Raw genomic sequence first — 26,262 nt, forward strand, 5'->3', positions numbered from 1 at the left:
ACAGATCATTGCTCGTTGTGTGCTGTAGTAGAGCAACTAGACGTGGCTACCCATCAGCTAGCGCGACCATTCAGTCATTCGCCTAGCCTTCGACGAAGGATCAGTGACATGAAGCGCTTCGGACTCCTGATTGCCGCCGGCGTGACCGCAGCCGTGACAGCACCCCTGGTGGCGACCGTGCCCGCGCAGGCAGCTCCTCCGGACTCGGTCTACTTCAACTACGGCGGCAAGAACTGCGCGATCACCCCGGACGGCGTAATCGGTTGCGACGGCTGGCAAGACGTCTCGATCTTCACCATTCCGATCGGCGGCGGCATCCCGATCTCGATCCCCGCACCACAGTCCATCCAGGACGCCGGCGGCTTGCACCCCTCCTACGATTTCAGCCAGTCCTACACCCAGCCTGGCGGCAACCCCGACTTCTTCCAGGTCGCCAACGAGCAAGGCCCCTTCGGCCCCAAACTGTCCTACGCGGGCGCGTTCTGCGAGATCAGCTTCCGCGGCTGGTTCCGCTGCGCCGCCCGCGGCCAGTAACCAACGGAGCCGTGCCGACTCGGTCGTTCGTCCGTGTGCCGAACCAAGAAATGACGGCAAGGGCACAGCGGTAGGCGACGGCGGCATCGAATTCAGCGGATCTCGGCTCGGGTCGAGCGAGAGATGGCCCGAGTTCAGACCGAGATTCGTTACGCGACAGACGTTTTCTGCGCCGCACCGGCGGCGGGCAGCAACTTTTCCAGCACGTCGGTCATCGTGACAAGGCCGATCGGAAGGTCGGTCTCAGGATCGATCACGATCGCGATATGGCTGCGGGTTTCACGCATCGTGCGTAGTGCTTCGTACACCGGCACGGTGCGTGCGAGCAGGAGCACCGGCCGCATGAGCTCACGCGCGGTCACGCTCGCGGGCATATGGAGGCTGTCTCGAACGTGGACCACGCCCTCGACCGTGTCGCCGTCACGAACGATCAGCCGCAGATGCCCGCTACCGAGCGCGGCCGCTTGTAAGGTGCGCGCGTCGGCATCCGGGGTGACGCTGCTGAACGCGGTGTCGGGCCGGGTCATATCGCCGACGGTCAATGCCTCGAGTTCCAGTGCGGCGGTGAGGTGTCCGCGATAGCGCTCGTCGAGTGTGCCGACGGTGGCGGAATGCTCGATCAGATGATGCAGCGTGGCCGGATTCTGACCGGCCTCGACCTCGTCGACCGGGGTGACGCCGACTCGGCGCAGGAACCAGTTGGCGATCCGGTTCAACACCACGAGCAGCGGGCGGGTCAACCACATGAATGCGCGCATCGGCACCGCCAGCAGAATGGCCGACCGCTCCGGATGGGCGATGGCCCACGACTTGGGGGCCATCTCACCGACGACCAGGTGCAGGAACGTCACCACGATGAGCGCGAGTACGAAGCCCGCGGCGTCGGCGATCCACAGTGGCGCACCGAACGTCTCGATCACCGGGGTGAGCCAGTAATGCACAGCGGGTTTGGTGAGCGCACCGAGCGCCACAGTGCACAGGGTGATGCCGAGCTGTGAACCCGCCAGCAACACCGACAGTTCCGAGGCGCTGCGCAGCGCGGCGCGTGCGGCCGAGCTCGTGGCGGCGGCATCCTCGAGCCGGTGTTTGCGGGCGGCGATGAGCGCGAACTCCACCGCGACGAAGAAGGCGCTGGCCGCGATCAGAACGATCGTGATCGCGATGACTACCCAGGGGTTACTCATCGGAGGTCGGCTCCTGCTCGCGGTGGACGGTGATGAAGATCTGCGACGGAACGCGCTTGTCGACCTCGAGCACCCGGGCGATCAGCCACCGCCGGGGTCGAGGCTGCTCGGAGATCACGTCCGCGGCGTGGGGTTCGAGCGCGATCTCGACGGTGTCTCCGGGCCCGGGAAGTCCACCGAACCTGGTGATCACCAGACCGGCGAGGGTCTCGTAATCCCCGTGCGGCAGCACCAGATCCAGCAATCGCCGCACCTCGTCCAGATGTAGGTCGGCGGCGATCACCCAGCCGCCGTCCACGGTCACGACCTTGCTGTCGACTTCGGGATCGTGTTCGTCGGCGATCTCGCCGACCAATTCCTCGGCGATGTCCTCCACGGTGATCACACCCGCGAATCCGCCGTATTCGTCGATGATCAGCGCCATCTCCTGTTTCGCCGCCGCCAGTGCGGCGATGACATCGGGCAACGGCAGCGATTCGGGCACCGTGACCGCCGATCGGGTCCGGTCTCCGGCCGTACCGATGAGCTCACCCTCGAGCAGATCGTGCAGATGGATGACGCCGCGCAGGTCATCGCTGGTCTCCCCGACCACCGGATAGCGGGTGTGCCCGGTGCGCATCCGCTCGAGCACCTTCGCGACCGGTTCGTCGTGCTCCACGACATCGGTGCGGGATCGCGGAATCATCGCGTGTTCTGCTGTGCGAGTGGGGAAGTCGAGAATCCGATCCAGCAGTGTGGAGAGCTCGCGCGGCAGTTCCCCGGATTCCCGCGAGGCCGCGACGATGTGTTCGAGATCGCGCGGGGTGGCCGAATGCTCCACATCGTGCACCGGTTCGATCCGCAGCGCGCGCAACAGCAGATTCGCCGCTCTATCGAAAAGCGAGATGAGCCAACCGAACATCCGCAGATAGGCGACGGTCGACAACCCGAGTCGCAGCGCCACCTGTTCCGGCCGAGCGATGGCGAGATTCTTCGGGAACAGCTCACCGAAAATCATCTGCACGACAGTTGAGAAGGCAAGAGCCAGTACCGCACCCACCGCGACGCCCACTCCGGTCGGAATACCGACACCGCCGAGCAGCACTCCCAAGCCTCGGCCGATGAGCGGTTCGGCGACATAGCCCACCAGCAGACCGGTGACGGTGATGCCGAGCTGAGCACCCGACAACATGAACGAGGTTCGCCTGGTCACCGCCAAAGCCCTTGCGGCAGTGGCATCACCAGCTTCGGCGCGGACCTTCAGCCGCGAGCGGTCCACCGCCATATAGGCGAATTCCTGTGCGACGAAGTACCCCGTCAGTGCGGTGATCAGCAGAACGACCAGGACACCGAGGGCGATATTCAACACAATCACCGCGACCACACTCGCCTCGAATATCCGGCGTCCAGGTCAGCTCGATACTGTCGTGCTGTGCGGTTCATCGGCTCATTTCAGTTGCGACATGAGTAAGTCGATTTCTTTGATTCCTGAGTACTTGTTGCCGCGGCATCGATCAGGAGACCGCGGCGGGTTCCTGATCGCGGGTGGCATACAGGCTGGTCGCGGTAACGGCGGTCAACACCACCACGATGACCAGCAGCGAAGCGACCGTCGGAATGGTCGGCACGCCGGCCCAGACACCGTGCGCCCAGTGCAGAACCAGTTTCACACCGATGAACCCGAGGATCGCAGCCAGGCCGTAGGCAAGGTGCACCAGTCGTGACAGCGCGGCGTGCAGCACGAAATACAGTGCGCGCAAACCCAACAGCGCGAACGCGTTGGTGGCGAACACCAGGAACGGATCACCGGTCACGCCGTAGACCGCGGGCACCGAGTCGACCGCGAACACCAGGTCGGTAACCATGACGGCGGCAACGACCAAGGCCAGCGGGGTCAGGGCGCGCTTTCCCGCCCGCATGACGGTCATGCGGGTGCCCTGGTAGTCGTCGGTGACCGGCATGAACTTGCGCATCAGCTTGACCGACTTCATGGACGAGATGTCCACGGTCTGCTCGTCACCGCGCACGGTGTCCGCGAGCAGTTTGATCGCGGTGATCAGCAGGATCGCGCCGAAGAGCAGGAACGCCCAGTCCAGGGTGGCCAAGGCGGCCGCGCCGAGGGCGATGAAGATGCCGCGCAATACCAAGGCACCGGCGATACCGAACAACAGCACGCGCTGGGCCAGGGCAGCGGGAACCGCGAACGCCGAGAGCAACAGCATGAACACGAACAGGTTGTCCACCGACAGCGATTTCTCGAGCAGATATCCGGTGAAGAATTCCACGCCGGTCGTGGAACCGTTACTGGCCCAAAGGTATACGCCGAACGCGACGGGCAGGGCGATATAGAAGACGGTCCACCCGATCGCTTCGCGCATCGAAACCTCGTGCGGGCGACGGGTTATCGCGAAATCGAGCACCAGCAACACCAGGACGACGCCAATAGTTCCAGCCCACAACCAGGGCGTGCCAATGGATTCGATAGCGGCGGGACTCGCCAGCAAAGATGCGGCGGTATTCAACGGAGCCTCCTCAAGCACGGTTAAACCAGCCTGAGGTCTCCTTCACCCGAACAACCGGGTGACCACCCGGGGACCGCGATGGCGCAGTCCGTATTGACCGGAATGATTCTTGGGAAGTACTCCCCTCGCCGCCGAGAATAGCCGAGTTTTAGCTCGCTTGTCCAGTTTGTGGTGTGCTGTCGGATTGCTGATGATCTCGTCCGTAGGATCGATTCATGAGCGAAGCCAAGAAACTGACAGGCAAGACAGCCCTGGTGACCGGCGCCAGCCGAGGCATCGGACGTGCCACCGCCGAACGATTGGCTCGCGACGGGGCAACGGTCGCAGTGCATTTCGGTCGAAACGATACGGCGGCGAAAGAGGTTGTCGCCGGTATTCACGCAGCGGGCGGTCAAGCGTTCGCCGTGGGTGGCGACCTCAGCTCGACCGACTACACCGCACTGCTGAACGAGATCGACGCGGGCTTCGCGAACCTCGGCGTACCCGGCGGCCTGGACATCCTGGTCAACAACGCGGGCATCTCCTCGGTAACGGGCGTGGACGCCATGACGCCCGAGGAGTTCGATCTCCTGTTCGCCACCAATGTCCGCGCTCCCTTCTTTCTGGTCCAAGGGTTGCTGGATCGTTTGCGCGAGGGTGGCCGAGTGGTCAATGTGTCCTCGGTCCTGACCCGGGTGGCGATCCCGGATGCGCTGGCGTACACCATGACCAAGGGCGCGATCGATTCGTTCACCCGGGTACTCGCGCACCAGCTCGGCCCGCGCGGCATCACCGTCAATGCCGTCTCCCCCGGCTTCACTCTCACCGATATGAACGCCGCACTCATCGACAATCCCGATGGACAGCGTGAAGCCTCGGCCAATGTGGCGCTCGGCCGCCTCGGCCGCCCCGCCGATGTCGCCGACGTCGTGGCCTTCCTGGCCGGAGACGATGCCCGCTGGGTCACCGGACAAACCATCGACGCCAGCGGCGGCACCGCCCTCTGAAACGCACTTCGGGATCCGCACCGACCGGTGCGGATCCCGAAGCAGGCTCGATGAGAACACGCTCGACATCTCCGAAGCCGAGAAGTCAGGAATGTGTCTCCGCGGGCACAACAGTGGTGGCTTGCTTGGCCGACAGGCGTTTGTCGATCCAGGCAGCACCGGCCGCGAGCGCGACGAACAGCAACCCGATCCACAGGCCGTTGATGAGTACGCGCAGGTATCCCAGGGCGTGCACGTCCGCGAACGGGTAGGGGTACCAGTCCGAGGCCAGCGGGCCGCGGATGACGGTGAAGATCATGTAGGCGAGCGGGAACAGAACCGTCAGCTTCACGATCCGCGCCGAGGTCAGCCCCCGTGGCCCGAACGCGAGCCAGCCCACGACGGTCATGACCGGCACCACCGTGTGCAAGAGTTGATCGGCGGCCAGCGCCCAACTGTCCAACCGGAACAGATTGCTGAGCGCGACGTGGTAAACCAGCCCGGTGACCGTGATCGCCACGAGCCCGATCAGCCGGAACACCGCGAACACCGTCGAGGACCGATTCCGATCGAGCGCGAGCAGCAAACTCGTCACGCCCACGATCAGATTCGACTGCACGGTGAAGAACGCGAAGACGTTCAGCGCTCGCGCAATTGGGCTACCACCGAACTTCTGGAACAACTCGCCCGTCTCGGCGATCATCGGCATGTGGTTCTGCCAAGCCAGCACCACCTGCATGACCACGCCCACAACAACACACGCGGCAGTCACCACGAACCAGGCACGCGCCCATTTCACATCCATGGGCCGAACCCTATCCGCTGAGCATCCACGCACACGCCCCATCGCCTGCCGGCAGCTGAACGGCGCGGCGACTACGGGCAGTCGGTGGCGCAGACTCGAATTATTGAACTTGGCCACCGGATTCGACGCGCAGGCATGCATCGACGGATGTAGGCGACCGGACGAGACATGATCCCCCGAACACGTTTGGACCTCACGCAGCAGCGCGCCGACGGCCCGAGCGGTATCCCGAACTATTGGACAATCAACGCCGCCGCAACTTCGTTGCCGGTGAAGGTTCCCCGCCTCAGCGGATACGAGCACTTCGACCCCACCGACTCAACCGTGACCCTCGACGGCACATCGTTGCCGGTGTTCAGATGGGCGTACCGCACCCGCATCGCCGAATAGTACTGACAGGCCCAGGATTACAGACGCGGCTATGCCTGAAAGGTCTGCCCCCTGCGTGTCATCGACACGCGTATTCGAGCATTCGGTGTCACATCGCCTGCGGGAATCGTTCAGCACGACTATTCAGTAAGGCAATCGTGACCGACGTCGTAAACCGCCGCGCCGCAGGGGCTGACCGGAGAGGACAGCAGCTCTGAGAATCGATTGCGCTACTTGCGCCAGCAACTCACGGCCAGGGCGGTGATCTGTTCGGTCGCACCAACCTCCTTCAGCGCTCGCAGCCGCCAGGCCACGATGTTCGGGATTTCCAGGGCGGCGTCGGCGGCTAGGCAGTCGGCCAGGGCGATGATGTCCTCGATCGCACCGACCTCCTTCAGTACGTGCAACAGTCGAATTTCGGTGTTCGGTGATGTCAAACGGCGATCAGGCGGTCCTCAGCCGTTCGACGGCGGTAGTGAACCTGCGCATCCCGACACCTCCGGTGAAGGGGTAGCCACGTCCTTTCGGCACCGCAGCCGATCCCGTGCAATACGCACGCGGCTGGACGCCAGCGCCCGAGTGCGCGGGGCTCAAATCGGAAGATCGCCGGGCCGCAGACGTACGGGCTGGTCAGCGATGAGGCTGTTGTACAACATGCTGAGATCCAGAGAATCAGCTGCGCTCTTCTTCGGGCGCGCGCTGCGATCGACCTGGCGATGGAGAGCCTCCATCTTCTCGTCGAGCTGAGTGGCCACCTCGGCCGCCTGGGCGAGGTCGCTGCGAAGGTTCGGGGGAACCTCGCCTTGATATTTGTAGTAGATCTTGTGTTCGAGGCTGGCCCAGAAATCCATCGCGATAGTGCGGATCTGGATCTCGACCGGTATTGGTTGGGTCCGGTCGGAACGAAACACCGGAATCGACACGATCAAGTGCAGGCTCCGGTATCCGTTCGGTTTGCGGTTGGAGATGTAGTCGCGCTCCTCCAGAACCGTAATGTCCTCCTGGCCCGCCAACATATCCCTGATCGTGCCGATATCGGAGATGAAGCTACAAACCACCCGAACCCCGGCGATATCAAGCACGTTCTCCCGGATCGCCGCCAGGTTCATCGCGTAGTTTTTGCGCCGAACCTTCTCCAGCACGCTTTCAGGGGACTTGAGCCGCGATCCGACGTGCTCGATGGGGTTGTACTCGTGCGCGTTGTTGAAGTCCTCACGCAGGATATTGATTTTGGTCGTGACCTCGTCGATCGCGAACTTGTAGCCGAGCATGAAATCCACGAACTGCTCTCTGAGCACCCGGAGGTCGTCGATGCCGACCTGCTGTCGGTTGCCAAGCAGGCCGTCGTCAATGATGTGGTCCAGTTGCCAGGGTTTCATTGAGTTCATTGTGCCTTTGGCACACTACGAACGCCGCAGCCGGTGCGGTGTTGACCGACCCGCCTGGTCCAGAGCTTGGCCGAGCGGTGGTGACCGAGGGGGAGGGATTGGATCACTCCGGACCGCGAGTGCAAACAGCGGTGGGCACGAAACTACCGGTGCATAAGACCTCAGCAGACCTCAGCCGGGTGACGAGACGGGCCCCGGAGGGTGGACCAATTGAGGGATCTCGTCAGTCCGACTTCCTTCTTCGCAACATCCAGTGGATCGAGCTGTGTGGGCACTACCGGTAGCGGTCGACGCGAACTGAGCACCACCGAGGCCGTGAGCACGACTGAGCGGTCCCCGATGACGAGACCACCCGGGTATAGAGCCAGGTGATTTCGTACCGTGTTCAGTTGGTCCCGCAGGCCACCGGATGGTGGGTGTGAGTGCAGGCCGCAGAGTACTCGGCCGGCGTCAGGTATCCCAGCGCCGAATGTCGGTGCCGCCGATTGTGGTCGATCTTGAAGTCGCCGATCACCACCCGCGCCTCGAGCAGACTGGTCCAGTGGTTGCGGTTGAGGCACTCGGTCCGCAGCCGCCGGTTGAACGATTCGACGAAGCCGTTGTTCCAGGGTGTGCCCGGTGGAATGTAGGAGATCCCGACCCGGTCGGCGCAAAACCTTTGCAGAGCATGGGAAATCATCTCCGGGCCGTTGTCATCCGCAGTACCCTCGGCGGGCCGCCGGGGCGGTGAAAACTTTCTCCAACTCGGCGACCAGCCGGTCGGCTGTGATCGACTGTTCCACCACGTGCAGCAGGGATTCGCGGGTGTGTTCGTCGATCATCGATGCGATCTTCACCGCCCGGCCGTCGGTGGTGGAGTCGAACTGGAAATCCAACGCCCACACTACTTTCGGGGCATCGGCCTCGACCGGCGGGACCGAGAAACCCCGGCCCGTTTGCGAGGATGGTGTTCGCGGACCTGTAGGCCCTCCTCGCGCCAAAGACGGTGGATCTTCTTGATGTTGACCCCTGCGCCCTCGTCGAACCGCAGGGCCGCACAGGCGCGGCGGAACCCGTGCCCCTGATTCTTGACCGCGTACGAGCGCAGCCACGCCCGCAAACCAGCGTCCGGATCGGTCGGGGTGTCCTTGATCGGCAACCGCCGATGCGTCGACCGATTCAGCCCAACGACCTTGCACGCGAACCGTTCCGACATCCTCTTGCACTCACGAAGCATGTCCACGGCGCGGCGCTTGGCTGCTGGGCTCGTTCTCGTTGTGTTCGTGGAGCTTTCATCTCCTCGGAGGAGCTTGTCATGCCTCTGAGTCCGGCTCTCCTAATCCCGACATCCCGCTCACCGACCCGCGGTAACTCATCGCGAGCGTGCCCGCGATGCTCGGACTCACCCCGGAACGGTCACTGATGTCGTCGTGCTCGCCGCGCAGGCGACACCCCCTTTGCGCACAAGTCACTTTGGTTGGGGCAGTCCCAACTGCCGCAATCGACCTATGGCCGGGTTCACCCGGCCCGCCGTATTTGCTTGACTGGGATGTCAGGTGGTCGGTTAGGGGCTGACCAGTCGCTCGTATCGTGGCCGGAGGCGGTAGGTGCGTTTCTTCTTGGAGGGGTCGTCTACTTCGAGGAAGTCGTCGTCTATCCAACTGCGTATCAGGGTGTTTGCTGTGCGGGGACTGATGCCCAGGTGTGTGGCGATGTGGGAACTGGTGACTATCGCGCTGTCGCGGAAGAGTTCCAGGGCGCGTCGTTGACGCGGGTCGAGCTGTCTCAGTGCCGCGGTGTCGTCGGTGTGACGGTTTCCCGGTGTCTGGGCGACGTCGGTGGCTCGGGTGCGTACCGAACCGAGGGCTTGGGCCATGCTGTCGCAGAAGAAGTTCAGGAAGCCGGTGAGGTCGGCTTCGGCCCGGCCGAGGTAGTAGTTGTGCGAGGGACCGACGGTCAGTGCCGCGTAGTAGCCGGCGAGGTTACGGGCGTAGTGCTCGTCGAGGGAGTAAATGCCTTTGAGCCCGTAGCCCGCTCGGTGCAGGACGAGCGTAGTGAGCAGGCGGGCGGTGCGGCCGTTGCCGTCGTAATACGGATGGATCGTGGCGTACTGGTAGTGGGTCAGCGCCGCGACCAGTGGTGCGGGCAGATCGTGTTCGGCCATGCGGGTGTTGATCCACGCGAACAGGTCCGACATCAGTTCGGGAACATCGGGTGCCTCTGGTGGCATGTAGACCACACGGCCGTTAACTGCTTCGCGAATCTCGTTCTGGCCGGGCCGGTACGGTGTCGGTGTCCGTTTGCCGGTCATGACGAATCCGTGGACCCGCCGGAGTTCGACTTCATCGATCGGGCCGCCCTCGATCGCCAGGGATTCGATGTGTTCGAGGGCGCGGTAGTAGTTTCGGACTTCGGCTTCGTCGCGTTCTCGGCCCGGAAAATGGGCTCCGGCAAGGGCTTTCGCGACCTGTGCCTGGGTCAGCCGGTTTCCCTCGATCTGGGTGGAGTAGTGGGTTGCCGCCAGTCGTGCGGTCTCTCGCAGACCTGCGAGTACGTCGACATTGATCGGTAGTTCCATGATCGCCTGGCGGTCTGCCTCGATGGCCATCAGCGAAGTCGCGGCAGCAGGGGTGATCGTGAAGTTCGGCTGGAACATCGGACCAGTTTACCGATAAATTGTGAACATTGCGTCTTTAAAGCGTGTTTATTTGCCTGATAACGCACCCGGATGAGCCTGGTGGCCAGGCCACCCGATCGGTGCCCGGGTCCGCTCTAGACGCTTATGGACCGATCCTGGACCAGCGCTGGTCCACGATCGGTCCACAGAACAGTGGTGACCGCGCGGTGCAGAATAGCGACCCCACCTGGGAGGATGCCGGACTTGACGCCACATCGCCGTGAACTCGAACGGTGCCATCGCAACGCCTAAGGCGCGAAAGCTGAAGTAGCAGAATATGTTTCACCATCCGCGCACTTGACAGCGAGTCAAGTGCTCAACCCGAGAGTGAAATGCCTGGTCAGGGCATTTTCGATTGACTCAGGCGCTCCGGAAATGCGTAGCATTCGCCCCAATTAACAGAAGCAGGTCGGAGCGGGAAACCCGCTCCGACCTGCACACTGTCGGGCTGACAGGATTTGAACCTGCGACCACTTGACCCCCAGTCAAGTGCGCTACCAAGCTGCGCCACAGCCCGTTGCACTCCGCTTCGCTTCGTGCTCGATGAGATTACATCAGCACCCCCCGGTTCCTCCAAATCGGCTGGTTCTGGGCGATTCCACCGGCGGTGAGCGGGTGGGGCGGCGACACCGGGGAGGTGTGGACTCGCGGTGCCGGGGGTTGGGGTGGGGGCGCTGTCAGGATGGGGCGGTGACCGAACTGTTGATCGTGAGTGTCGCGGCGCTGCTGGTGATTGCGGGGTCGGCGGTGGTGGGGCCGCGGGTGGGGATCGCTTCGCCGTTGGTGTTGGTGGGGATTGGGGTTTTGGCCAGTTTGATGCCGATCTTCGCCGCCGTGCGGATCGAGCCGGAGTGGATCCTCGAGGGGGTGTTGCCGCCGTTGCTCTACTCGTCGGCGGTGTCCATGCCCGCGATGAACTTCAGGCGGGAATTCGGCGCTATCAGTGGGCTTTCGGTGTTGTTGGTGGTGGCGAGTGCGCTCGCGCTGGGGGTGTTCTTCATGGTGGTGATCCCGGATGTGGGGTTCGCCTGGGGTGTGGCGCTGGGGGCGATCATCAGTCCTACGGATGCGGTGGCGACGTCGATCATCAAGCAGACGTCGGTGTCCAAACGGGTGGTGGCGATGCTCGATGGGGAGAGTTTGCTCAATGATGCGACGGCACTTGTGCTGTTGCGTACCGCGATTGTGGCTACGGCGGCGTCGTTCGCGTTCTGGGGTGCGGTGGGGACGTTCGTGTACTCGGTGTTGGTCGCGGTGGCGATCGGGTGGGTGATCGGGCGGCTGAATTTGATGGTCCGGAAGCGGGTCACCGATTCGACGGTGAATACGGTCATCTCGTTCACGGTGCCGTTCGTGGCGTCGGTGCCCGCGGAGCTGCTCGGCGCTTCGGGGCTGGTGGCGGCGGTGGTCGCCGGTTTGATTACGGGAATCCGTGCGCCGCGAGATCTTTCGCCGCGGAACAGGCTTTCGGATAGTCAGAATTGGCGGACCATCGAGCTGGTGCTCGAGGGCGCGGTGTTCCTGACCATGGGTTTGCAGATCCGGACGATCGTCACCAATGTTCAGAACGATCACGGCGGGGTCGGGACGGCGGTGCTCATTGCCGCGGGTGCGCTGCTGTTGACGATCGCGGTGCGCGCCGCCTTCGTCGCCCCGCTGCTGCGTTTGCTCGCCGCGAACGTAAGGCGCGGCGAGCAATTGCAGCCCCGGCTCGAGGGTATGCAGGAGAAGATGTCCACCGCCGAGGGCAAGCAGCAGCTGCTGGAGCGGGCGAACACCAAGCGCCGCAAGGTATCCGAACATGATCTCGATCGACTTGCCCGTCGGGTCACCAAGGGTTTGGCCAATATCGAGTATTTTCTGCGGGAACCGCTCGGCTGGCGCGAGGGCACCGCGGTGGTGTGGGCGGGTATGCGCGGCGCGGTGACGGTGGCCGCCGCGCAGACCCTGCCGGAGGACACGCCGCAGCGTTCGGTGCTGGTGCTCATCGCGTTCGCGGTGGCACTGCTCTCCCTGGTCGTCCAGGGCGGCACGATCGGCCCGCTGCTGCGCCTGCTCCCGCCGGATGCCGACCAGGACACCTCCAGGGAACAGCTACAGGCCGAACAGACCCGGATCGTGGAGTTGATGCGCACCACCGCCCAATCCATCCAGGAGCCGGAGCAGGCGGATGACGAACCCACCCAGCAGAGCTTTCAGGAGGCGAGAGCCCACCGCCTGGCCGTCATCGACGCACAACGCTCGGCGCTGCTCGATGCCCGCGATAACGGCACCTTCGACGCCGATGTGCTCGCGAACGCCCTGGCCAATCTGGACGCCTCGGAGATCGCCATCGAACTGCGCGGCACCTTGATCAGCTGAGCAGCACGCTCAGCGGACCGGATTCAGGCAGCTCGAGGGGAGGTCCTGGATGGAGCACAGGGCCGGGGCCCTGGTCGGAACGTAGTTGGCCGGGACCCCGCCCATCGCGGTGATGTCGTGATAGGCGGGTACCGCGGGGGTGGGTCGCCGGGCCAGCGAGGGATCGGTGGTCACATCGACGGTGTAGAGGCCGAAACGCGGTGCGTAGCTGCCCCATTCGTAGTTGTCGGTGATGCTCCAGTAGTTGTAGCCGATGACATTCATACCGTCGGCCTTGGCCCGCTGGATCCAGTAGACGGTGTCACGCAGATTGTCCGCGCGGGTGATCCCGTCGGTGGTTGGTGAGCCGTTGTCGGTGGGCATACCGTTCTCGACGATATAGAGCGGTCGGCCCGGAAATTTCTGGGCGTACCTGCGCAGTACGTAGTAGATGCCGTCGGGTTCGATAATCAGGCTGGAGGGTTGATTGGTCAGCAGCGCAGCCAGATTCGGTGGTTTGGACAGCGATCCGCCGTAGTAGTAGTCGATCCCGACATAGTCGAGTTTATCGGCGATGCGGTCGACGAAGGAGGCATCGGCCTGCGCCGCGCCGATGGACGAGTAGGCGATATTGCTGGTGACCATCGCATTGGCCTGCCGCGCGTGGATATGGTCGTAGATGGCGCGGTGTGCTGCGACCATTCGATCGATCATGGTCGTCACATCGAGTGCGCCGATACCGCCGATCTGCTGTTCCTTCGACACATACGCGAGCGGCTCGTTGAAGGTGACCCAGAGCGGATCCGAACCCGCGTACCGGTCCACCACCGCGCGGGCGTTGGTCAGCCAGTCCTCGACCATGCCGGGATTGCGCCAGCCGCCGCGGTCGACCTCCCAGCCGGGGAATACCCAGTGGTCCAGGGTGATCATCGGGCGCATTCCGGCGGCGCGGATGCGCGCGATCATCGCGTCATAGAAGGAGAAATCCCATTCGCCCGGATTGGGTTGTACGCGTGCCCATTCCACACTGATCCGGTAAACGCCTACGCCGAGGTCGGCGGCGTTCTGGATATCCTCACCGTAGCGGTGCAGGAAATCGACGGAATCGCGGTAGTTCTCGGCTCGGCCGGAGGCGGCGTAGCGGCTCCAATTGCTGTCGGGTGCGGAGCCTTCGCTCTGGAATCCCGAACTCGATACGCCCCAAAGGAAATTGCCGCCGACAGCGGGTAACCCGGGATCGGCGGTGGCCCGCCCGGGTGTGATGGCCGCGCATAAGGCGGCCAGAACAATGCATGCCAGCGCGAACGGTGCACGTTGTCCCATCGGATCGAGAGTACCTTCCGGAGAAGCACTTTCGGGGCGGTCCGATCAGATCGAGTGCGGGCGACACGCCTTGCGGACCGTCCAAGTGCGCAAATGCTCATTTGAGCCGGGCTCGGTCGCTATTGACAGATCGCCGTGTCGAAGACGTGTTGCACGGCCTCGGTGGCGGCGGGATCGACCGGACGCAGATTCGCCAGGACGGTTACCGCGCGACCTTCGACCGTCACTCCGTCATGGGTTCGGAACCCGGGGATGGAGCCGCCGTGACCCCAGACTTCTTTACCGCAGGGGACGCTGAGGCGGGCCAGGCCCAGGGCATAGTCGATTCCGTTTCGGTTGGTGAGCGGTTTGGGATCACGGCGCATCTCCGCCAATTGCGCTGGCTGGAGCAGTTTTTCGAACAGGAGCGCGGTGAAGAAACGGTCCAGGTCGGCACCCGTGGAGATGAGGGCGCCGGCGGAGCCCGCCCAGGACGTATCGAATTGGGTGAAATCCATGGGCTTTCCGTCGACCACCTCGTAGCCGAGCGGGTGCGGATTTCTGATGTCGATTTCACCTGCGGCGGGAATGTAGGTGGATTTCAGGCCGAGTGGCTGGATTACCCTGCGGTCGACTTCGTCGGCGAAGGGATGGCCGGTCAGTCGCTCCACCAACATTCCGACGATCAGATAGTTGGTGTTGCTGTATTCGGCCTTCTCCCCCGGCGGGAAATGCGCGGGTCCGCTGGCGACGGCGGCGCGCACCAGATCGGCGGATTCGAAGTGATAGGTGCGCATGGTTTCGTAATCCGCATCGAGTTGCGGCAATTCGAGGTATTCGGGTAGTCCGCTGGTGTGTTGCATGAGGTTTCGCACGGTAATGCGGTTTCCGTCGATGCCTTCGCCCTGCACCACACCGGGGAGATATCGCTCGATCGGTGCATCGAGATCGACTTTCCCTTCGCCTGCCAACTGCATCATGACGGTCGCGACGAAAGCCTTGGTATTGCTGCCCACGCGGACCTCGGCATTGTCCGGAAAGGGTGCCTTGGTGTCGATATTCCCGACTCCCGCGGTGGCGGTCCAGGTTTGTCCGTGTTCGGTGACGACCACCTGCACCCCGGGGGTACCGGCCGCGACCGCCGCGTCCAAGGCACGCCGCACCTCGACCCGCGCGGTATCGGAAAGCGGTTGCGGTGCGGCCGAATCCGCTCCGGAGCTGCATGCGGTGAGCGCGCAGGCCAGCGCCAAGCCGCCTACGACGATTCGTCGAACCCTCAGCTTCGAAGTCATACCCGCAGACTCACACGGACGCGCGGTCGCCCACATCGCTCCCAGGTCCCACGCGGACCCCGAGAAGCCCCCGAGAACCCCTACCTCTCGAGGCCGCGACGGGAGTCGAGGCGGGCGCGGTCGGCGGCGGCTCGTCCGGCGTCCCAGCCTTCGGCACTGCGAATGGTAATCCCGCGGCTGCGGGATTGCGGGAAGAGGGTTTCGAAGGCGTTGTCGACAGCCAGTTGATGCGAGGCCAGCACCGGCAATAGCCGTTCCGGCGTAGCGGATTGCGCGATGGTGGCCGCGGTGGCGGCGGCGAGTCGTTCCCCGATGCGGGTGGCATAGGCGACCAGGAAGGCTTTTCGGAAGGTGCGGGCGTCGGTGCCCGTCGCGTTGATATCGATCGCGATCATTGCCCGGGTCGCCTGGACCAGCAGGGAGGTGGAGAGCAATTCCACCGCGTCGAGGTCGGTTTCATCGCCGACAATGGTCACGAAACCCCACTCCGCGACGAAGATGGCGCGGCTGCGATTGGCTTTGGCGACGGCGTCGATCAGCAGCGCCTTGGCATCGGTATACGGGGTATCGAGCCAGATTCGGCGCGCGCCGGGCAGGTCCACCGCGGAGGTATCGGCATCGACCAGTACGCGATCGAGTGCGTATTTGGTCATCAACTCCTGTGCCTTGGCCGAAAGCGCCTCGGCCTCTTCGGGAAATGAGGTCGATTCGGCCTTGGCGAGCAGGCCGCGTACGCGTCCGAGCACCTTCTCGTCCACATGATGCGGTACGGATTGCGGGCGGGCCGCGCCGGGTAGCGGTCTGATCGATTCCATCTTGGGCAGCAGGAGTAACAGTGCGAGAGCCGCTATAACGGTGGTCAATGCCTCCTCGATGGTCAGCATCTGTTTCACCGACCATTGGGACAGGTGCGTCGCGGAGTCCGACCACCAGACCTCCGCGCCCAGTTCGCTGAGCTGTGCCCGCCAGGTTTCGTCGATGGTGTCGGGTGCGAATGGCCGGACATATGCGGCGATGACATCGGTCAGGAATTCGACAACGAAGGTATCGCCTCGGCGCTGTGCGGCCTGGGCGATATCCGACGGCAGCCAGCCATTCCGGAAGACGCTCGCGATAATGTGCTGACCAGCGAGTTGGGTGCCGTGCTCGACCACGCTCGCGGGGAGTCCGGCGAAGAGCGCGCCGAAGCGTTCGGCGACGATCGCGTCCCCGCGCGCGGTCTTGCCCCGCGCTCCACTCCGCGCCGATTGCAGAGCGGCGGCCGTGATCGCATTGCCGATCTCCGCGGCGGTGGCTTCCCGATCCTCCGGGATACCGACTGCCGCCCAGAATTCGGCAGCACTCTGCTGTGCTCGCTGTTTGGCCGCACGATGCTTCCGATTCGGTTTACCCATGACTCGTCGACCCTATTTCACCTCGGGTTCAGCACGTTTATCGGGCCGAACCCTCGCCGGCCGCTGTTCGGCGTGGCTGCCATACTCGGTGCAGGCGGCCACCTTTCCAGGGGTCGACCGAAGAAAGGAACTCGCTGTGGCGAATAACGCACTGACCGTTGCGATTCTGGGGCCGGGTGGCGTGGGCGGATTGCTCGCGGCATTGCTGGCGCGGGCCGGGAACCGGGTGATCTGCCTGGCCGGTCCGGAGACCGTGGAAACCTTGCGCACCAAGGGAATACAGGTGCACAGCACGCGATTCGGCGATTTCACGGCCCGGGTCGAGGCGGATACCGAGCTGCGCGAGCCGGTCGATGTCTGCTTCATCGCGGTGAAGCACACCGCCCTCGACTCGGCGCTCGACCGGATTCCGCCCGCTGCCCTCGGTGACGGTCCGGTGATCCCGCTGCTGAACGGTGTCGAACACCCGGCGCTGCTCCGCAACCGCTATCGTCCGGATCGAGTGTCCCCCGGCATAATTCGCGTCGAATCCACCCGGGTAGCTCCCGGCGAAATCGAGCACGCCAGCCCCTTCGTCGAAGTCGACCTGACCAGCGGCACCGTCCCCGAGACCCAATTGAAGGCGCTCGCGGACGCACTCACCGAGGCCGGGCCCACGGTCCGCGTTCTCGACGACGAGGCCGCCGCACTCTGGTCGAAGTTGGCCTTCCTGGCCCCCTTCGCGCTACTGACCACCCGCTACGCGGTCCCGCTCGGCACAATCCGAACCGAGCACGCCGACGAACTCTCCGCCTTGACCGCGGAGACGGTAGCGGTGGCCCGCGCATACGGCGCGCCCACCGACACAGCCCAGATCATGGCCCGCTACAACGCTTTCCCGCCGGAGTCCAAGTCCTCCATGCAACGTGACGCCGAGGCGGGCCGCCCCCTCGAACTGGACGCCATCGGCGGCGCACTCCTGCGCGCCGCGGCTCACCACGACATCCCGGTCCCCGTGGCGACCCGCCTGGTCCAGGAGTTGGACACCCGGCCCTGACAGCGGCCAGGAGCATCCCGCGGCGGGAGCCGCCGAACAGCACCACATGGACGCTGCGCAACCGAGGAGATAGTTGCCGAACGCTCCGCGGGTGTCGCACCGGGCGGCGTACACCGGTGTGCGTATCCGGCGGCGTTCACCAGGTGCAGCGCCGCCCTTTGGTCACCCATGCCGCCCGCCCACGCGGGGTGATCTGCCAGCGCCCCGGCCGTGCCACCCCGCTGATCAATCCGCGTCGTTCGAGCCGAGCCACGGCCGCCCGAACGGCGCGGCCGGTCAGGCCGGTACGGCGCTGAAGTTCATCGATCGCGAGCGGATCACCCGGTGCGAGTACGCCCAGAACGGCGTATTCGGCGGCCAGTACACCCGGGGTCATGCGTACCTCACCGCCCGCCGGGTGTAGGTGAGTGGTGGCTGGGCGCATTCGATTTCGCATACCCGGGTGAGCGCGTCGACCGTAGCGAAGTCCAAATGTGTTGCGGCCGGGACGATTACCGCGTCCACATCCAGTTCCCGCGCGAGGTCGGCGAGCGGTAGCGCCGAGTCCTCCGGCGGCCACAGCAGCTCATAGCCGAGTCTGCGCGCCAGCCGCCGCACCTGTGCGCAATCCCAGGCCGTACCCGGCCCGGAGATCTCCGGATCGACGAACGCCAAAGCCGTCGGATTCGCCTGCATCACAGCCCCTTTTCTCGCCACACCCAAGATTCGGGGCGAGCGGGAACGGAGAGGGACAGCAAAAGGACAGCCGCCCCACCTGTGATTCTCCGGCGAAGCCATCCCGCGGTTACGAGCTCGGAGGGACAGTAAGAGGACAGCCTCTGCCCTGAAGCCCGGTCCGTGACTCAGCACGCGGCTACCCTCGAATGCATGGCGAACGTCGGGCAGCGGATCGCGGCCGAACGCAAGATTGCCGGACTCGGACAGCAGCAATTGGCTACCCGGGCGAATTACAGCCTGTCCATGCTCAAAGCAGTGGAGCAGGGCAGGGAACCCGCGAGCACCGGGTTCATCTCCGCAGTCGCGAAGGCTCTGAAGGTCACACCGGAACATTTGACCGGTGCCCCATACGACGACGGCAAACCGCTCTCCGATGCGGTGAACCAATTATCGGTACTGCTCGCCGAAGGCCGCTATGCCCGAGCCATCGACCCCGGAGCGATTGCCGCCCTCGAAGCGGAATTGGAAGCAGCACAACGCCTCTACCGCAGCGACCGCACCCGCCAGACGATCGAGGCCCTCCCCGATCTGATTCGCCGATTGCACGGCGCGGTGCGTGAGTCCAGCGGTGACGCGAAAGCCCGTGCCAATACGCTGCTCACCTCGGCATACGTCTTGGCCGAGTGGTCCGTCCGCCGCACCGGCCACCTCCTGCTCGCACTCCCCGCACTGGACTTGGCCGACACCTACGCCCCCGACGCCGACGACCCTCGCTACGGCGCGTTCTCAGCGCTCGCCCGCGCGCGCGTCCTCATCCACTACGGCGAATCCGCAGTGGCTGCCCAACTCATCGACTCCGCGATCGACACCGCCGACACCAGTCGAGCCGGAATGGTGCTGGCCGGATACTCCCACCTCACCGCCGCGATCAACGAAGCCCGCAAACTCGACTACGACGGCGCGCTGGCTCACGTCCACCAGGCACGCGAATACGCCACCCACACCGGCGAAACCGACATCTACATGACCGCCTTCGGTCCACTGAATGTCGAAATCCACACCCACGCAATAGAACTCGAAGCGGGAGACCCTCATCGAGCCGCCCTCGAAGGCACCACCCTCACCCACCCCACCAACGCCGCCCCAACCCGAATCGCCCACCACTGGCAGGACAACGCGCGGGCATGGCTGATGTCAGGTAAGCCGGACAAGGCATTGGCCGCGTTGAACAAGGCGCGAGCGGCGGCCCCGCAACAGACCCGACTGCATCCCGCTGTGCGCGAGACGGTGTACGGCATCGCGAGCGCGCAGCGTCGGCAAAGTGATGGCCTGCTGGGGTTCGCATCCTGGCTCGGCGCAACCCTTTGAGACCTTCGTACGAGCGGCAGAGGTGCTGACAGAATCGGCGAGGTGACCGATTCCGCGCCGACGGTCGTAGCGCTCGCCGCGGTTCGCGTCGAGCCTGAGAGCAGCCCGCCAATCGCCTGATGGGCGATGCCGACTCGTATCGCCACGCGGATGGCACCCCGTCATCCCGGCGCGCTTTCGGCCGGGATCCACACCTGCCATGGACCCGGTGGACCGTCCGCGCCATGTACCTGTCATTTGCGCCAACGCCTCTCTGTAGTGCGGTTTTTCGGCTGCCTGGGTGCCGATTCCACGATTCTTCCCGCATAGTGATTCAGGTCATATTGATACCCCCAGGGGGTATACGTTTATAGTCAGTCGCGGCGGAGGTTCCGCCTCGGCGGGCAAGTCCCGTGAGACGCGAGGAGAACGGCTATGAGCAGCAATACGGATGTCAGCAACTACACGCTTTCGGGTGTGACGTGTGGTGGGTGCGCCGGGAAGGTCGAGGCGGCTGTCGGGAAGCTCTCCGGGGTCGACGCCGTTCAGATCGAGCTCGCCACCGGCCGGATGAGTGTCATCGGTGCGGGTGCGGGCGATGGCGCTTTGATCAAGACCACCATCGAGAAGCTCGGCTACGGGGTAGCCGAAGGCTGAATTCGTGTCCGCGTCACCGGGATTCGCCCGGTGACGCGGATCGGAAGGATTGTCCGATGTTCACCTCGCTACTGCGGAACCGGGATTACCTACGGCTGTTCACCGCTCAGGTGTCGGCACTGTTCGGGACCGGATTGACCACGGTCGCACTGGGATTGCTCGCCTATGAGCTCGCGGGGGCGGATGCGGCGGCCGTCCTGGGCACCGCGCTCACCATCAAAATGCTGGTCTATGTGACGGTCGCGCCGATTGTGGCCGCGTATGCCGATCGACTCCCCCGCGGGCTTTTCCTGGTCTCCCTCAATGCGATTCGCGGCGGCGTGGTGCTGGCGCTGCCGTTCATCGGAGAGATCTGGCAGATCTACGTACTGATCGCGGTACTGCAAACCGCCTCCGCGGCATTCACCCCCACCTACCAGGCGGTCATCCCCGACATCCTGCCTGACGAGCGCGATTACACCCGCGCACTGTCGGCCGCCCAACTGGCCGCGACAATGGAGACGCTGCTGAGCCCCATGCTGGCCGCCGCCGCACTGCTGGTGATCAGCTACCACTGGCTGTTCGTCGGCACCGCGATCGGATTCGCGTTCTCGGCCGCACTGGTGCTCGCCACTCGCATTCCGAATGCGGGCGCGACCGGCCGCGGCGGCTTCCGTGACCGGATCACCGTCGGCATGCGGATCTTCGCCGCGACCCCGCGACTGCGCGGCCTGCTCGGATTGAATCTCATTGTCGCGGCCGCCGGTTCGGTCATCATGGTCAATACCGTGAACTATGTGCGCGATACTCTCGGCGGCACCCAGACCGGTGTGGCAATGCTGCTGGCCGCCAATGGTTTCGGCACCATGCTCGTGGCGCTGACGCTCCCCCGCGCGCTGGACCGCCTCGATGCGCGCCCGGTCATGCTGACCGGCGCGGCGACACTCATCACCGGGCTCGTCGCCGCCATCGCACTCTCCACCGCCGATTCGGGTGAATGGCGCTGGGCCGCAGCACCGCTGGTGTGGGCGATCGCGGGTGCGGGCACCGCCGCAATTCTCACCCCGACCGGGCAGCTGCTGCGCCGCTCGGCCGAGCCCGCCGACCGGCCCGCGCTCTTCGCGGCGCAGTTCTCGCTCTCACACCTGGCCTGGTTGATCACCTACCCGATCGCCGGATGGCTGAGCACCGCAACCGGATTCACCACCACCTGGGTGACCCTGGCCTTCATCGCGGCCACCGGCATCACCGCGGCGGTGCGCCTGTGGCCCCGCCACGACGCCGAGATCATCGACGCCGCGCACCGTTTCGGGTCGGCCCAGGACGCACCGCGGTCCACCGTGGCCGCGTGAGCCGGGGCTCAGCTGCCGAAGCTACCGGTCGGAAGACCGCCGCCGCCGTTGCCGAGGGCGCCCAGCACCTGAATCGACATCGCTTCCTGGCCATAGTGATTCGGGTGAACTGTGCGACCGTCACTGCCGGGCTCCACCTGCACGCCGTTGATCCAGCGCAGGGCGGGGTCCTGGCAGATGTCGTGCCCGGTGGTGGCGGCCTGGGTGTCGACGTAGCCGACACGGTCACCGGTGTGCGATTTCAGCATGGCGTTGAGCCCGGCGACCACCGTGTCACGGGCCCACGCGAGGTCGGCCGGGTCGAAGGGTTGGGTTGCGGCGCAGGAGGATTCATTGTCCGGGATGATCTTCGGATAGCCGACGAGCAGGACCCGGGCCTTGGGCGCACGCGAGCGAACAGCGTCGAGGATGGCCCCGACATTGGTGGATGTCTTCGCCAGGCGATCGGGCATATCGGTGTACCGATTGCGGCATCCCGCACCATTGGAGCCGGGTACGACCACACAACTGCGCACGATATCGCTGAAACCGATGTCGTTGCCGCCGATTCCGAGCGTCACCACCGCCGTGGTCGCGGTGATCGCCGAGAGCTGGGTGGCACTGACATCCGCGGTTTTCGCGCCTCCGCAGGTGACATCGGTGAGGCTGTAGCTCCGCTGTCCGGCGACCAGGTGCGCGTAGTTGTGATCGGATCGATCGCATGCCTGGTCGATGATCGTAGGGATCCCGACACCCGCCGCGTACGAATCACCAAGCGCCACGTACTGCTCCCCGGCCGCGTTCGCGGGCCCGGCCCCCATCATCGCCGCCGCGGTGACCACGAGTACCGGCAAACAGTGCTTCAACTTCACGAAGGAGCTCCTCATCCTGTAGACCCGCCCAGCGATCGGGCACGGTGGTCAGGATCACATCCGCAACCCGAGGGGCGCAAGAGTTGTGAAAAGTTTCCTTTTATGATCGCCCGCGCGACACTCGCTCATCTCCTTCCGGATTCGGGCACGGTAGGGCATCGGTTCCCTTAGCGTGAGCACGTTGCTGTCGAGAGGGGTCACTGATGCGAGCCGGAATGCTGAGTGTCGCGGAGCTGGTGGGGCAGGTCGAGGCGGGGGCGATCGACACCGTACTGGTGGCCATGACCGATATGCAGGGGCGATTGCAGGGAAAGCGTTGTTCGGCAAGATATTTCGTGGAGGAGGTGCTCGATCACGCCACCGAGGCGTGCAATTATCTGCTGGCCGTGGATGTGGATATGAGCACCGTCGACGGGTACGCCATGTCCTCATGGGAGACCGGGTACGGGGATTTCGTACTGCGGCCGGATCTCAGCACTTTGCGGCTGGTGCCGTGGTGGCCGGGGACCGCGCTGGTGCTCTGCGATGTGGAGCAGGTGGATTCGGGCGGTAAGCCGGTGGCGCCCTCACCGCGGCAGGTGCTGCGGGCGCAGTTGGATCGGCTCGCCGAGCACGGCCTGCAAGCCTATGTCGGGACCGAGCTCGAATTCCTGGTCTTCGATGACAGTTACGAGGCGGCGTTCCGCGACGGCTATCGGGATCTGACGCCCGCCAATCAGTACAACGTCGACTACTCCATGCTCGGCACCTCCCGGATCGAACCGCTGCTGCGGCGCATTCGCAATGAAATGTCCGGGGCGGGAATGTACGTCGAATCCGCCAAGGGTGAGTGCAATCCCGGGCAGCATGAGATCGCGTTCAAATACGACGAGGCGCTGATCACCTGCGATAACCACAGCATCTACAAGACCGGGGCCAAGGAGATCGCCGCGCAGGAGGGGCGCAGCATCACCTTTATGGCGAAATACAATGAGCGTGAGGGGAATTCGTGTCATATTCACCTCAGCCTGCGCAATATGGAGGGTCAGCCGGTCTTCGCCGGACAGGACGCCGACGGCGGATCGGCGCTCATGCGGCACTTCCTGGCCGGGCAGTTGGACTGCCTAGCGGAGTTCACCTATCTGCTGGCACCCAATATCAATTCGTACAAGCGTTTTCAGGCGGGCAGTTTCGCACCGACCGCGGTGGCGTGGGGACGGGACAATCGAACCTGTTCACTACGAGTGGTCGGGCACGGGCCGTCGCTGCGGTTCGAGAATCGGGTACCGGGCGGGGATGTGAATCCCTATCTCGCCGTGGCCGCCTCGATCGCGGCCGGATTGCACGGCCTCGAACAGCAGTTGCCCCTGGAACCGGAGTTCCACGGCAATGCCTACCGGTCGCAACGACCACGGGTTCCGCATACGCTGCGGGATGCGGCGCGCCTGTTCGGTGAGAGCAAGGTCGCGCAGCGGGCGTTCGGCGAGGAAGTGGTGCGGCACTACCGGAATGCGGCCCAGGTCGAGCTCGACGCCTATGACGCCGCGGTGACCGATTGGGAGCGGGTGCGTGGTTTCGAACGACTCTGAGGGTGCGCGGCGGCCGCTGATCGGACTGCCCACCTACTCCGAGCGGACCCGATTCGGACATTGGGACGTGAACAGCGCGGTGCTGTCGCGCACCTACGTCGATATGGTCGTGCGCGCGGGCGGTATTCCAATCCTGCTGCCGCCCATCGGAACTCCGCGTCCGGAGCTGCTGGAGCGCCTCGACGGCCTGGCGCTGACCGGTGGCGCCGATATCGATCCGGCCCGCTATGGGGCCGAGCCGGACCCCGCGACCCGTGGGCTCCGCCCGGACCGGGACGAATCCGAGTTCGGGTTGTTCGAACTGGCCCGCGTGGTGGATATGCCGGTGCTGGCGATCTGCCGCGGCCTGCAACTGGTCAATGTCGCCCTGGGCGGCACCCTGGTGCAACATCTGCCCGATGCGCTCGGGCATACCGATCATGCCCGGACCCCGGGCGTCTTCGGGGTCACCACGGTGCGCACCGTGCCGGGCAGCCGGGTCGCCGCGATCGCCGGTCCCGAGGTGAAGGTGCACTGCCACCATCACCAGGCGATCGAAGTGCTCGCGCCCGGCCTCACCGCCTCCGCGCACGCCCCCGACGGCACCATCGAGGCGGCCGAGTCGACGGGCGAGCCGTTCCTGGTCGGCGTGCAATGGCATCCGGAGGAGAACTCCACCGATGACCGCCTGATGCGGGCATTGGTCGAGCAGGCGACAATCTATGGAAGGGAGCGCACTCGGTGACAACGACCCAGGTCGTCAACCCCGCGACCGAAACGGTCGAGGCCACAGTGGAATTGGCCGATGCGGCGGCAACGGACGCGGCCATCGATCGAGCCCAGCGGGCGCTGCCGGGCTGGCGTGCGATAGCCCCCGGCGACCGCGCGCGGCTGCTGCGCCGATTCGCCGAGGCCGTCGAGGCCGATCTGGAGCATCTCGCACAGCTCGAGGTGCGCAATGCGGGCCATACCATCGGCAATGCCCGCTGGGAGGCGGGCAATGTGCGCGATGTGCTGCACTACAGCGCCGGATTGCCGGAACGCCTGCTGGGCAATCAGATTCCGGTCGCGGGCGGGGTGGATATCACCTTCCATGAACCGCTGGGCGTCGTCGGAATCATCGTGCCGTGGAATTTCCCCATGCCGATCGCGGCATGGGGCTTCGGTCCGGCGCTGGCGGCGGGCAATACCGTGGTGCTCAAACCGGCCGAGCTGACCCCGCTGACGGCTATCCGTCTCGGTGAGCTGGCGATCCAGGCGGGGTTGCCGGAGAACGTCTTTCAGGTGATTCCGGGCAAGGGTTCGGTGGTGGGCGCACGCTTCGTCACCCATCCGGCGGTGCGCAAGGTGGTGTTCACCGGCTCCACGGAGGTGGGCCGCGGCATCATGGCCGGTTGTGCCGAACAGGTGAAGCGGGTCACCCTCGAATTGGGCGGTAAGAGCGCCAATATCGTCTTCGCCGACTCCGATCTGGCCAAGGCCGCCGCCACCGCGCCCTACGGCGTCTTCGACAATGCCGGGCAGGACTGCTGCGCGCGCTCCCGGATTCTGGTGCAGCGCAGTGTTTTCGACAAATTCCTGGAACTGCTGGAGCCGGCCGTGCAAGGCGTGCGGGTCGGCGATCCCGCCGATGAGGCCACCGAGATGGGTCCGCTCATCTCGGCCGCGCATCGCGAGCGGGTCGCCGGATTCCTGGAGCCCTCGACCAAGGTCGCCTTCACCGGCACCCGCGTCGAAGGACCCGGATTCTGGTTCCCGCCAACGGTTGTCCTGCCCTCCGGCCCCGATGACCGCATCCTGACCGAGGAGGTCTTCGGCCCGGTCGTCGCGGTACTGCCCTTCGACGATGAGGCGGACGCACTGCGCATTGCCAATGACTCCGAGTACGGCCTGTCCGGCTCCATCTGGACCTCCGATGTCGGCCGGGCGCTGCGCGTCGCGCGCGGGGTCGAGGCCGGGAACCTGTCGGTGAATTCGCACTCCTCCGTGCGGTATTGGACGCCGTTCGGCGGTTTCAAACAGTCCGGCCTGGGTCGTGAGCTCGGACCGGACGCCGCGCGCGCGTTCACCGAGACCAAGAACGTCTTCATCGCCACCGACAATTGA

The 26,262-nt window shown here is 64.8% G+C and carries 26 protein-coding genes and 1 tRNA gene; 11 read left to right on the forward strand and 16 right to left on the reverse strand.

Annotation, left to right across the window (positions count from 1 at the left end; genetic code table 11):
• Positions 1-108 precede the first annotated feature (108 nt).
• Positions 109-534 carry a hypothetical protein gene (locus OHB26_RS35580; protein WP_330181640.1) on the forward strand — a complete coding sequence of 142 codons (426 nt, stop codon included), beginning with the start codon at positions 109-111 and terminating at the stop codon, positions 532-534.
• 149 nt (positions 535-683) lie between these two features.
• Here the strand turns inward: OHB26_RS35580 and OHB26_RS35585 are convergent, their stop codons facing one another.
• From OHB26_RS35585 to OHB26_RS35595, 3 genes are all read right to left on the reverse strand, one after another.
• Positions 684-1,718, reverse strand: a complete 1,035-nt coding sequence (locus tag OHB26_RS35585; RefSeq protein ID WP_330181641.1) for a hemolysin family protein — start codon at positions 1,716-1,718, stop codon at positions 684-686.
• The gene (locus tag OHB26_RS35590) at positions 1,711-3,072 is read right to left on the reverse strand and encodes a hemolysin family protein (RefSeq protein ID WP_330181642.1); all 1,362 of its coding nucleotides are present in this window, start codon (positions 3,070-3,072) and stop codon (positions 1,711-1,713) included. The genes OHB26_RS35585 and OHB26_RS35590 overlap by 8 nt, the downstream gene beginning before the upstream one ends.
• Before the next feature lie 139 nt (positions 3,073-3,211).
• The gene (locus OHB26_RS35595; protein ID WP_330181643.1) at positions 3,212-4,219 is read right to left on the reverse strand and encodes a TerC/Alx family metal homeostasis membrane protein; all 1,008 of its coding nucleotides are present in this window, start codon (positions 4,217-4,219) and stop codon (positions 3,212-3,214) included.
• Positions 4,220-4,434: 215 nt separating this feature from the next.
• On the opposite strand from OHB26_RS35595, the gene OHB26_RS35600 reads away from it, so the two are divergent.
• On the forward strand, positions 4,435-5,205 hold the full coding sequence (locus tag OHB26_RS35600) for an SDR family NAD(P)-dependent oxidoreductase (RefSeq protein ID WP_330181644.1): 771 nt from the start codon (positions 4,435-4,437) through the stop codon (positions 5,203-5,205).
• An 85-nt stretch (positions 5,206-5,290) separates the two neighbouring features.
• On the opposite strand, the gene OHB26_RS35605 is transcribed toward OHB26_RS35600, so the two are convergent.
• On the reverse strand, positions 5,291-5,989 hold the full coding sequence (locus OHB26_RS35605; RefSeq protein ID WP_330181645.1) for a Pr6Pr family membrane protein: 699 nt from the start codon (positions 5,987-5,989) through the stop codon (positions 5,291-5,293).
• A 168-nt stretch (positions 5,990-6,157) separates the two neighbouring features.
• Here OHB26_RS35605 and OHB26_RS35610 point away from each other — a divergent pair, with 168 nt between their 5' ends.
• On the forward strand, positions 6,158-6,379 hold the full coding sequence (locus tag OHB26_RS35610; RefSeq protein ID WP_330181646.1) for a DUF5988 family protein: 222 nt from the start codon (positions 6,158-6,160) through the stop codon (positions 6,377-6,379).
• A 209-nt stretch (positions 6,380-6,588) separates the two neighbouring features.
• Here the strand turns inward: OHB26_RS35610 and OHB26_RS35615 are convergent, their stop codons facing one another.
• The 6 genes from OHB26_RS35615 to OHB26_RS35640 form a co-directional block, all read right to left on the reverse strand.
• Positions 6,589-6,765, reverse strand: coding sequence for a hypothetical protein (locus OHB26_RS35615; RefSeq protein ID WP_330181647.1), 177 nt, complete (start codon positions 6,763-6,765; stop codon positions 6,589-6,591).
• A 183-nt stretch (positions 6,766-6,948) separates the two neighbouring features.
• Entirely contained in the window at positions 6,949-7,737 is a 789-nt protein-coding gene (locus tag OHB26_RS35620) for a GTP pyrophosphokinase (protein ID WP_330181648.1), read from the reverse strand.
• A 394-nt stretch (positions 7,738-8,131) separates the two neighbouring features.
• Positions 8,132-8,425 carry an integrase core domain-containing protein gene (locus tag OHB26_RS35625; RefSeq protein WP_330181649.1) on the reverse strand — a complete coding sequence of 98 codons (294 nt, stop codon included), beginning with the start codon at positions 8,423-8,425 and terminating at the stop codon, positions 8,132-8,134.
• A gap of 13 nt (positions 8,426-8,438) precedes the next feature.
• Entirely contained in the window at positions 8,439-8,621 is a 183-nt protein-coding gene (locus OHB26_RS35630; protein WP_330181650.1) for a hypothetical protein, read from the reverse strand.
• 668 nt (positions 8,622-9,289) lie between these two features.
• On the reverse strand, positions 9,290-10,381 hold the full coding sequence (locus OHB26_RS35635; protein ID WP_330181651.1) for a Fic family protein: 1,092 nt from the start codon (positions 10,379-10,381) through the stop codon (positions 9,290-9,292).
• Between the two features lie 464 nt (positions 10,382-10,845).
• Positions 10,846-10,919: transfer RNA gene (locus OHB26_RS35640), tRNA-Pro, on the reverse strand.
• A gap of 173 nt (positions 10,920-11,092) precedes the next feature.
• Here OHB26_RS35640 and OHB26_RS35645 point away from each other — a divergent pair.
• On the forward strand, positions 11,093-12,763 hold the full coding sequence (locus OHB26_RS35645) for a cation:proton antiporter (protein ID WP_330181652.1): 1,671 nt from the start codon (positions 11,093-11,095) through the stop codon (positions 12,761-12,763).
• Positions 12,764-12,772: 9 nt separating this feature from the next.
• Here OHB26_RS35645 and OHB26_RS35650 read toward each other — a convergent pair whose 3' ends face one another.
• From OHB26_RS35650 to OHB26_RS35660, 3 genes are all read right to left on the reverse strand, one after another.
• On the reverse strand, positions 12,773-14,065 hold the full coding sequence (locus OHB26_RS35650; RefSeq protein WP_330181653.1) for a family 1 glycosylhydrolase: 1,293 nt from the start codon (positions 14,063-14,065) through the stop codon (positions 12,773-12,775).
• Positions 14,066-14,184: 119 nt separating this feature from the next.
• The gene (locus OHB26_RS35655) at positions 14,185-15,336 is read right to left on the reverse strand and encodes a serine hydrolase domain-containing protein (protein ID WP_330181654.1); all 1,152 of its coding nucleotides are present in this window, start codon (positions 15,334-15,336) and stop codon (positions 14,185-14,187) included.
• A gap of 80 nt (positions 15,337-15,416) precedes the next feature.
• Positions 15,417-16,730, reverse strand: coding sequence for a DUF2786 domain-containing protein (locus OHB26_RS35660; RefSeq protein WP_330181655.1), 1,314 nt, complete (start codon positions 16,728-16,730; stop codon positions 15,417-15,419).
• Positions 16,731-16,866: 136 nt separating this feature from the next.
• On the opposite strand from OHB26_RS35660, the gene OHB26_RS35665 reads away from it, so the two are divergent.
• Entirely contained in the window at positions 16,867-17,766 is a 900-nt protein-coding gene (locus OHB26_RS35665) for a ketopantoate reductase family protein (RefSeq protein ID WP_330181656.1), read from the forward strand.
• Positions 17,767-17,902: 136 nt separating this feature from the next.
• Here the strand turns inward: OHB26_RS35665 and OHB26_RS35670 are convergent, their stop codons facing one another.
• Positions 17,903-18,142, reverse strand: coding sequence for a MarR family transcriptional regulator (locus tag OHB26_RS35670; protein WP_330181657.1), 240 nt, complete (start codon positions 18,140-18,142; stop codon positions 17,903-17,905).
• Positions 18,139-18,441 (reverse strand): hypothetical protein, encoded by a 303-nt coding sequence (locus OHB26_RS35675; protein ID WP_330181658.1) that lies wholly within the window; start codon positions 18,439-18,441, stop codon positions 18,139-18,141. Before OHB26_RS35675 ends, OHB26_RS35670 begins: the two co-directional genes overlap by 4 nt.
• Positions 18,442-18,633: 192 nt before the next feature.
• Between OHB26_RS35675 and OHB26_RS35680 the strand changes: the two genes are divergently transcribed.
• The 3 genes from OHB26_RS35680 (at position 18,634) to OHB26_RS35690 (ending at position 21,758) form a co-directional block, all read left to right on the forward strand.
• Positions 18,634-19,791, forward strand: coding sequence for a helix-turn-helix domain-containing protein (locus tag OHB26_RS35680; RefSeq protein ID WP_330181659.1), 1,158 nt, complete (start codon positions 18,634-18,636; stop codon positions 19,789-19,791).
• Between the two features lie 414 nt (positions 19,792-20,205).
• Positions 20,206-20,427 (forward strand): heavy-metal-associated domain-containing protein, encoded by a 222-nt coding sequence (locus OHB26_RS35685; RefSeq protein WP_330181660.1) that lies wholly within the window; start codon positions 20,206-20,208, stop codon positions 20,425-20,427.
• Positions 20,428-20,483: 56 nt separating this feature from the next.
• A complete protein-coding gene (locus OHB26_RS35690; RefSeq protein WP_330181661.1) occupies positions 20,484-21,758 on the forward strand; it encodes an MFS transporter in 1,275 nt (424 codons plus the stop codon).
• 8 nt (positions 21,759-21,766) lie between these two features.
• Here OHB26_RS35690 and OHB26_RS35695 read toward each other — a convergent pair whose 3' ends face one another.
• Positions 21,767-22,609: an SGNH/GDSL hydrolase family protein gene (locus OHB26_RS35695; RefSeq protein ID WP_330181662.1), complete on the reverse strand. Its 843-nt coding sequence runs from the start codon at positions 22,607-22,609 to the stop codon at positions 21,767-21,769.
• 203 nt (positions 22,610-22,812) lie between these two features.
• Between OHB26_RS35695 and OHB26_RS35700 the strand changes: the two genes are divergently transcribed.
• From OHB26_RS35700 to OHB26_RS35710, 3 genes are read left to right on the forward strand one after another with little or no spacing between them, the layout of a single operon-like run.
• Positions 22,813-24,177 (forward strand): glutamine synthetase family protein, encoded by a 1,365-nt coding sequence (locus tag OHB26_RS35700; RefSeq protein WP_330181663.1) that lies wholly within the window; start codon positions 22,813-22,815, stop codon positions 24,175-24,177.
• Positions 24,158-24,901, forward strand: a complete 744-nt coding sequence (locus OHB26_RS35705; RefSeq protein WP_330181664.1) for a gamma-glutamyl-gamma-aminobutyrate hydrolase family protein — start codon at positions 24,158-24,160, stop codon at positions 24,899-24,901. The genes OHB26_RS35700 and OHB26_RS35705 overlap by 20 nt, the downstream gene beginning before the upstream one ends.
• Positions 24,898-26,262 (forward strand): aldehyde dehydrogenase family protein, encoded by a 1,365-nt coding sequence (locus OHB26_RS35710; RefSeq protein ID WP_330181665.1) that lies wholly within the window; start codon positions 24,898-24,900, stop codon positions 26,260-26,262. The genes OHB26_RS35705 and OHB26_RS35710 overlap by 4 nt, the downstream gene beginning before the upstream one ends.

Source organism: Nocardia sp. NBC_01503 (assembly GCF_036327755.1).
Lineage (GTDB): Bacteria > Actinomycetota > Actinomycetes > Mycobacteriales > Mycobacteriaceae > Nocardia.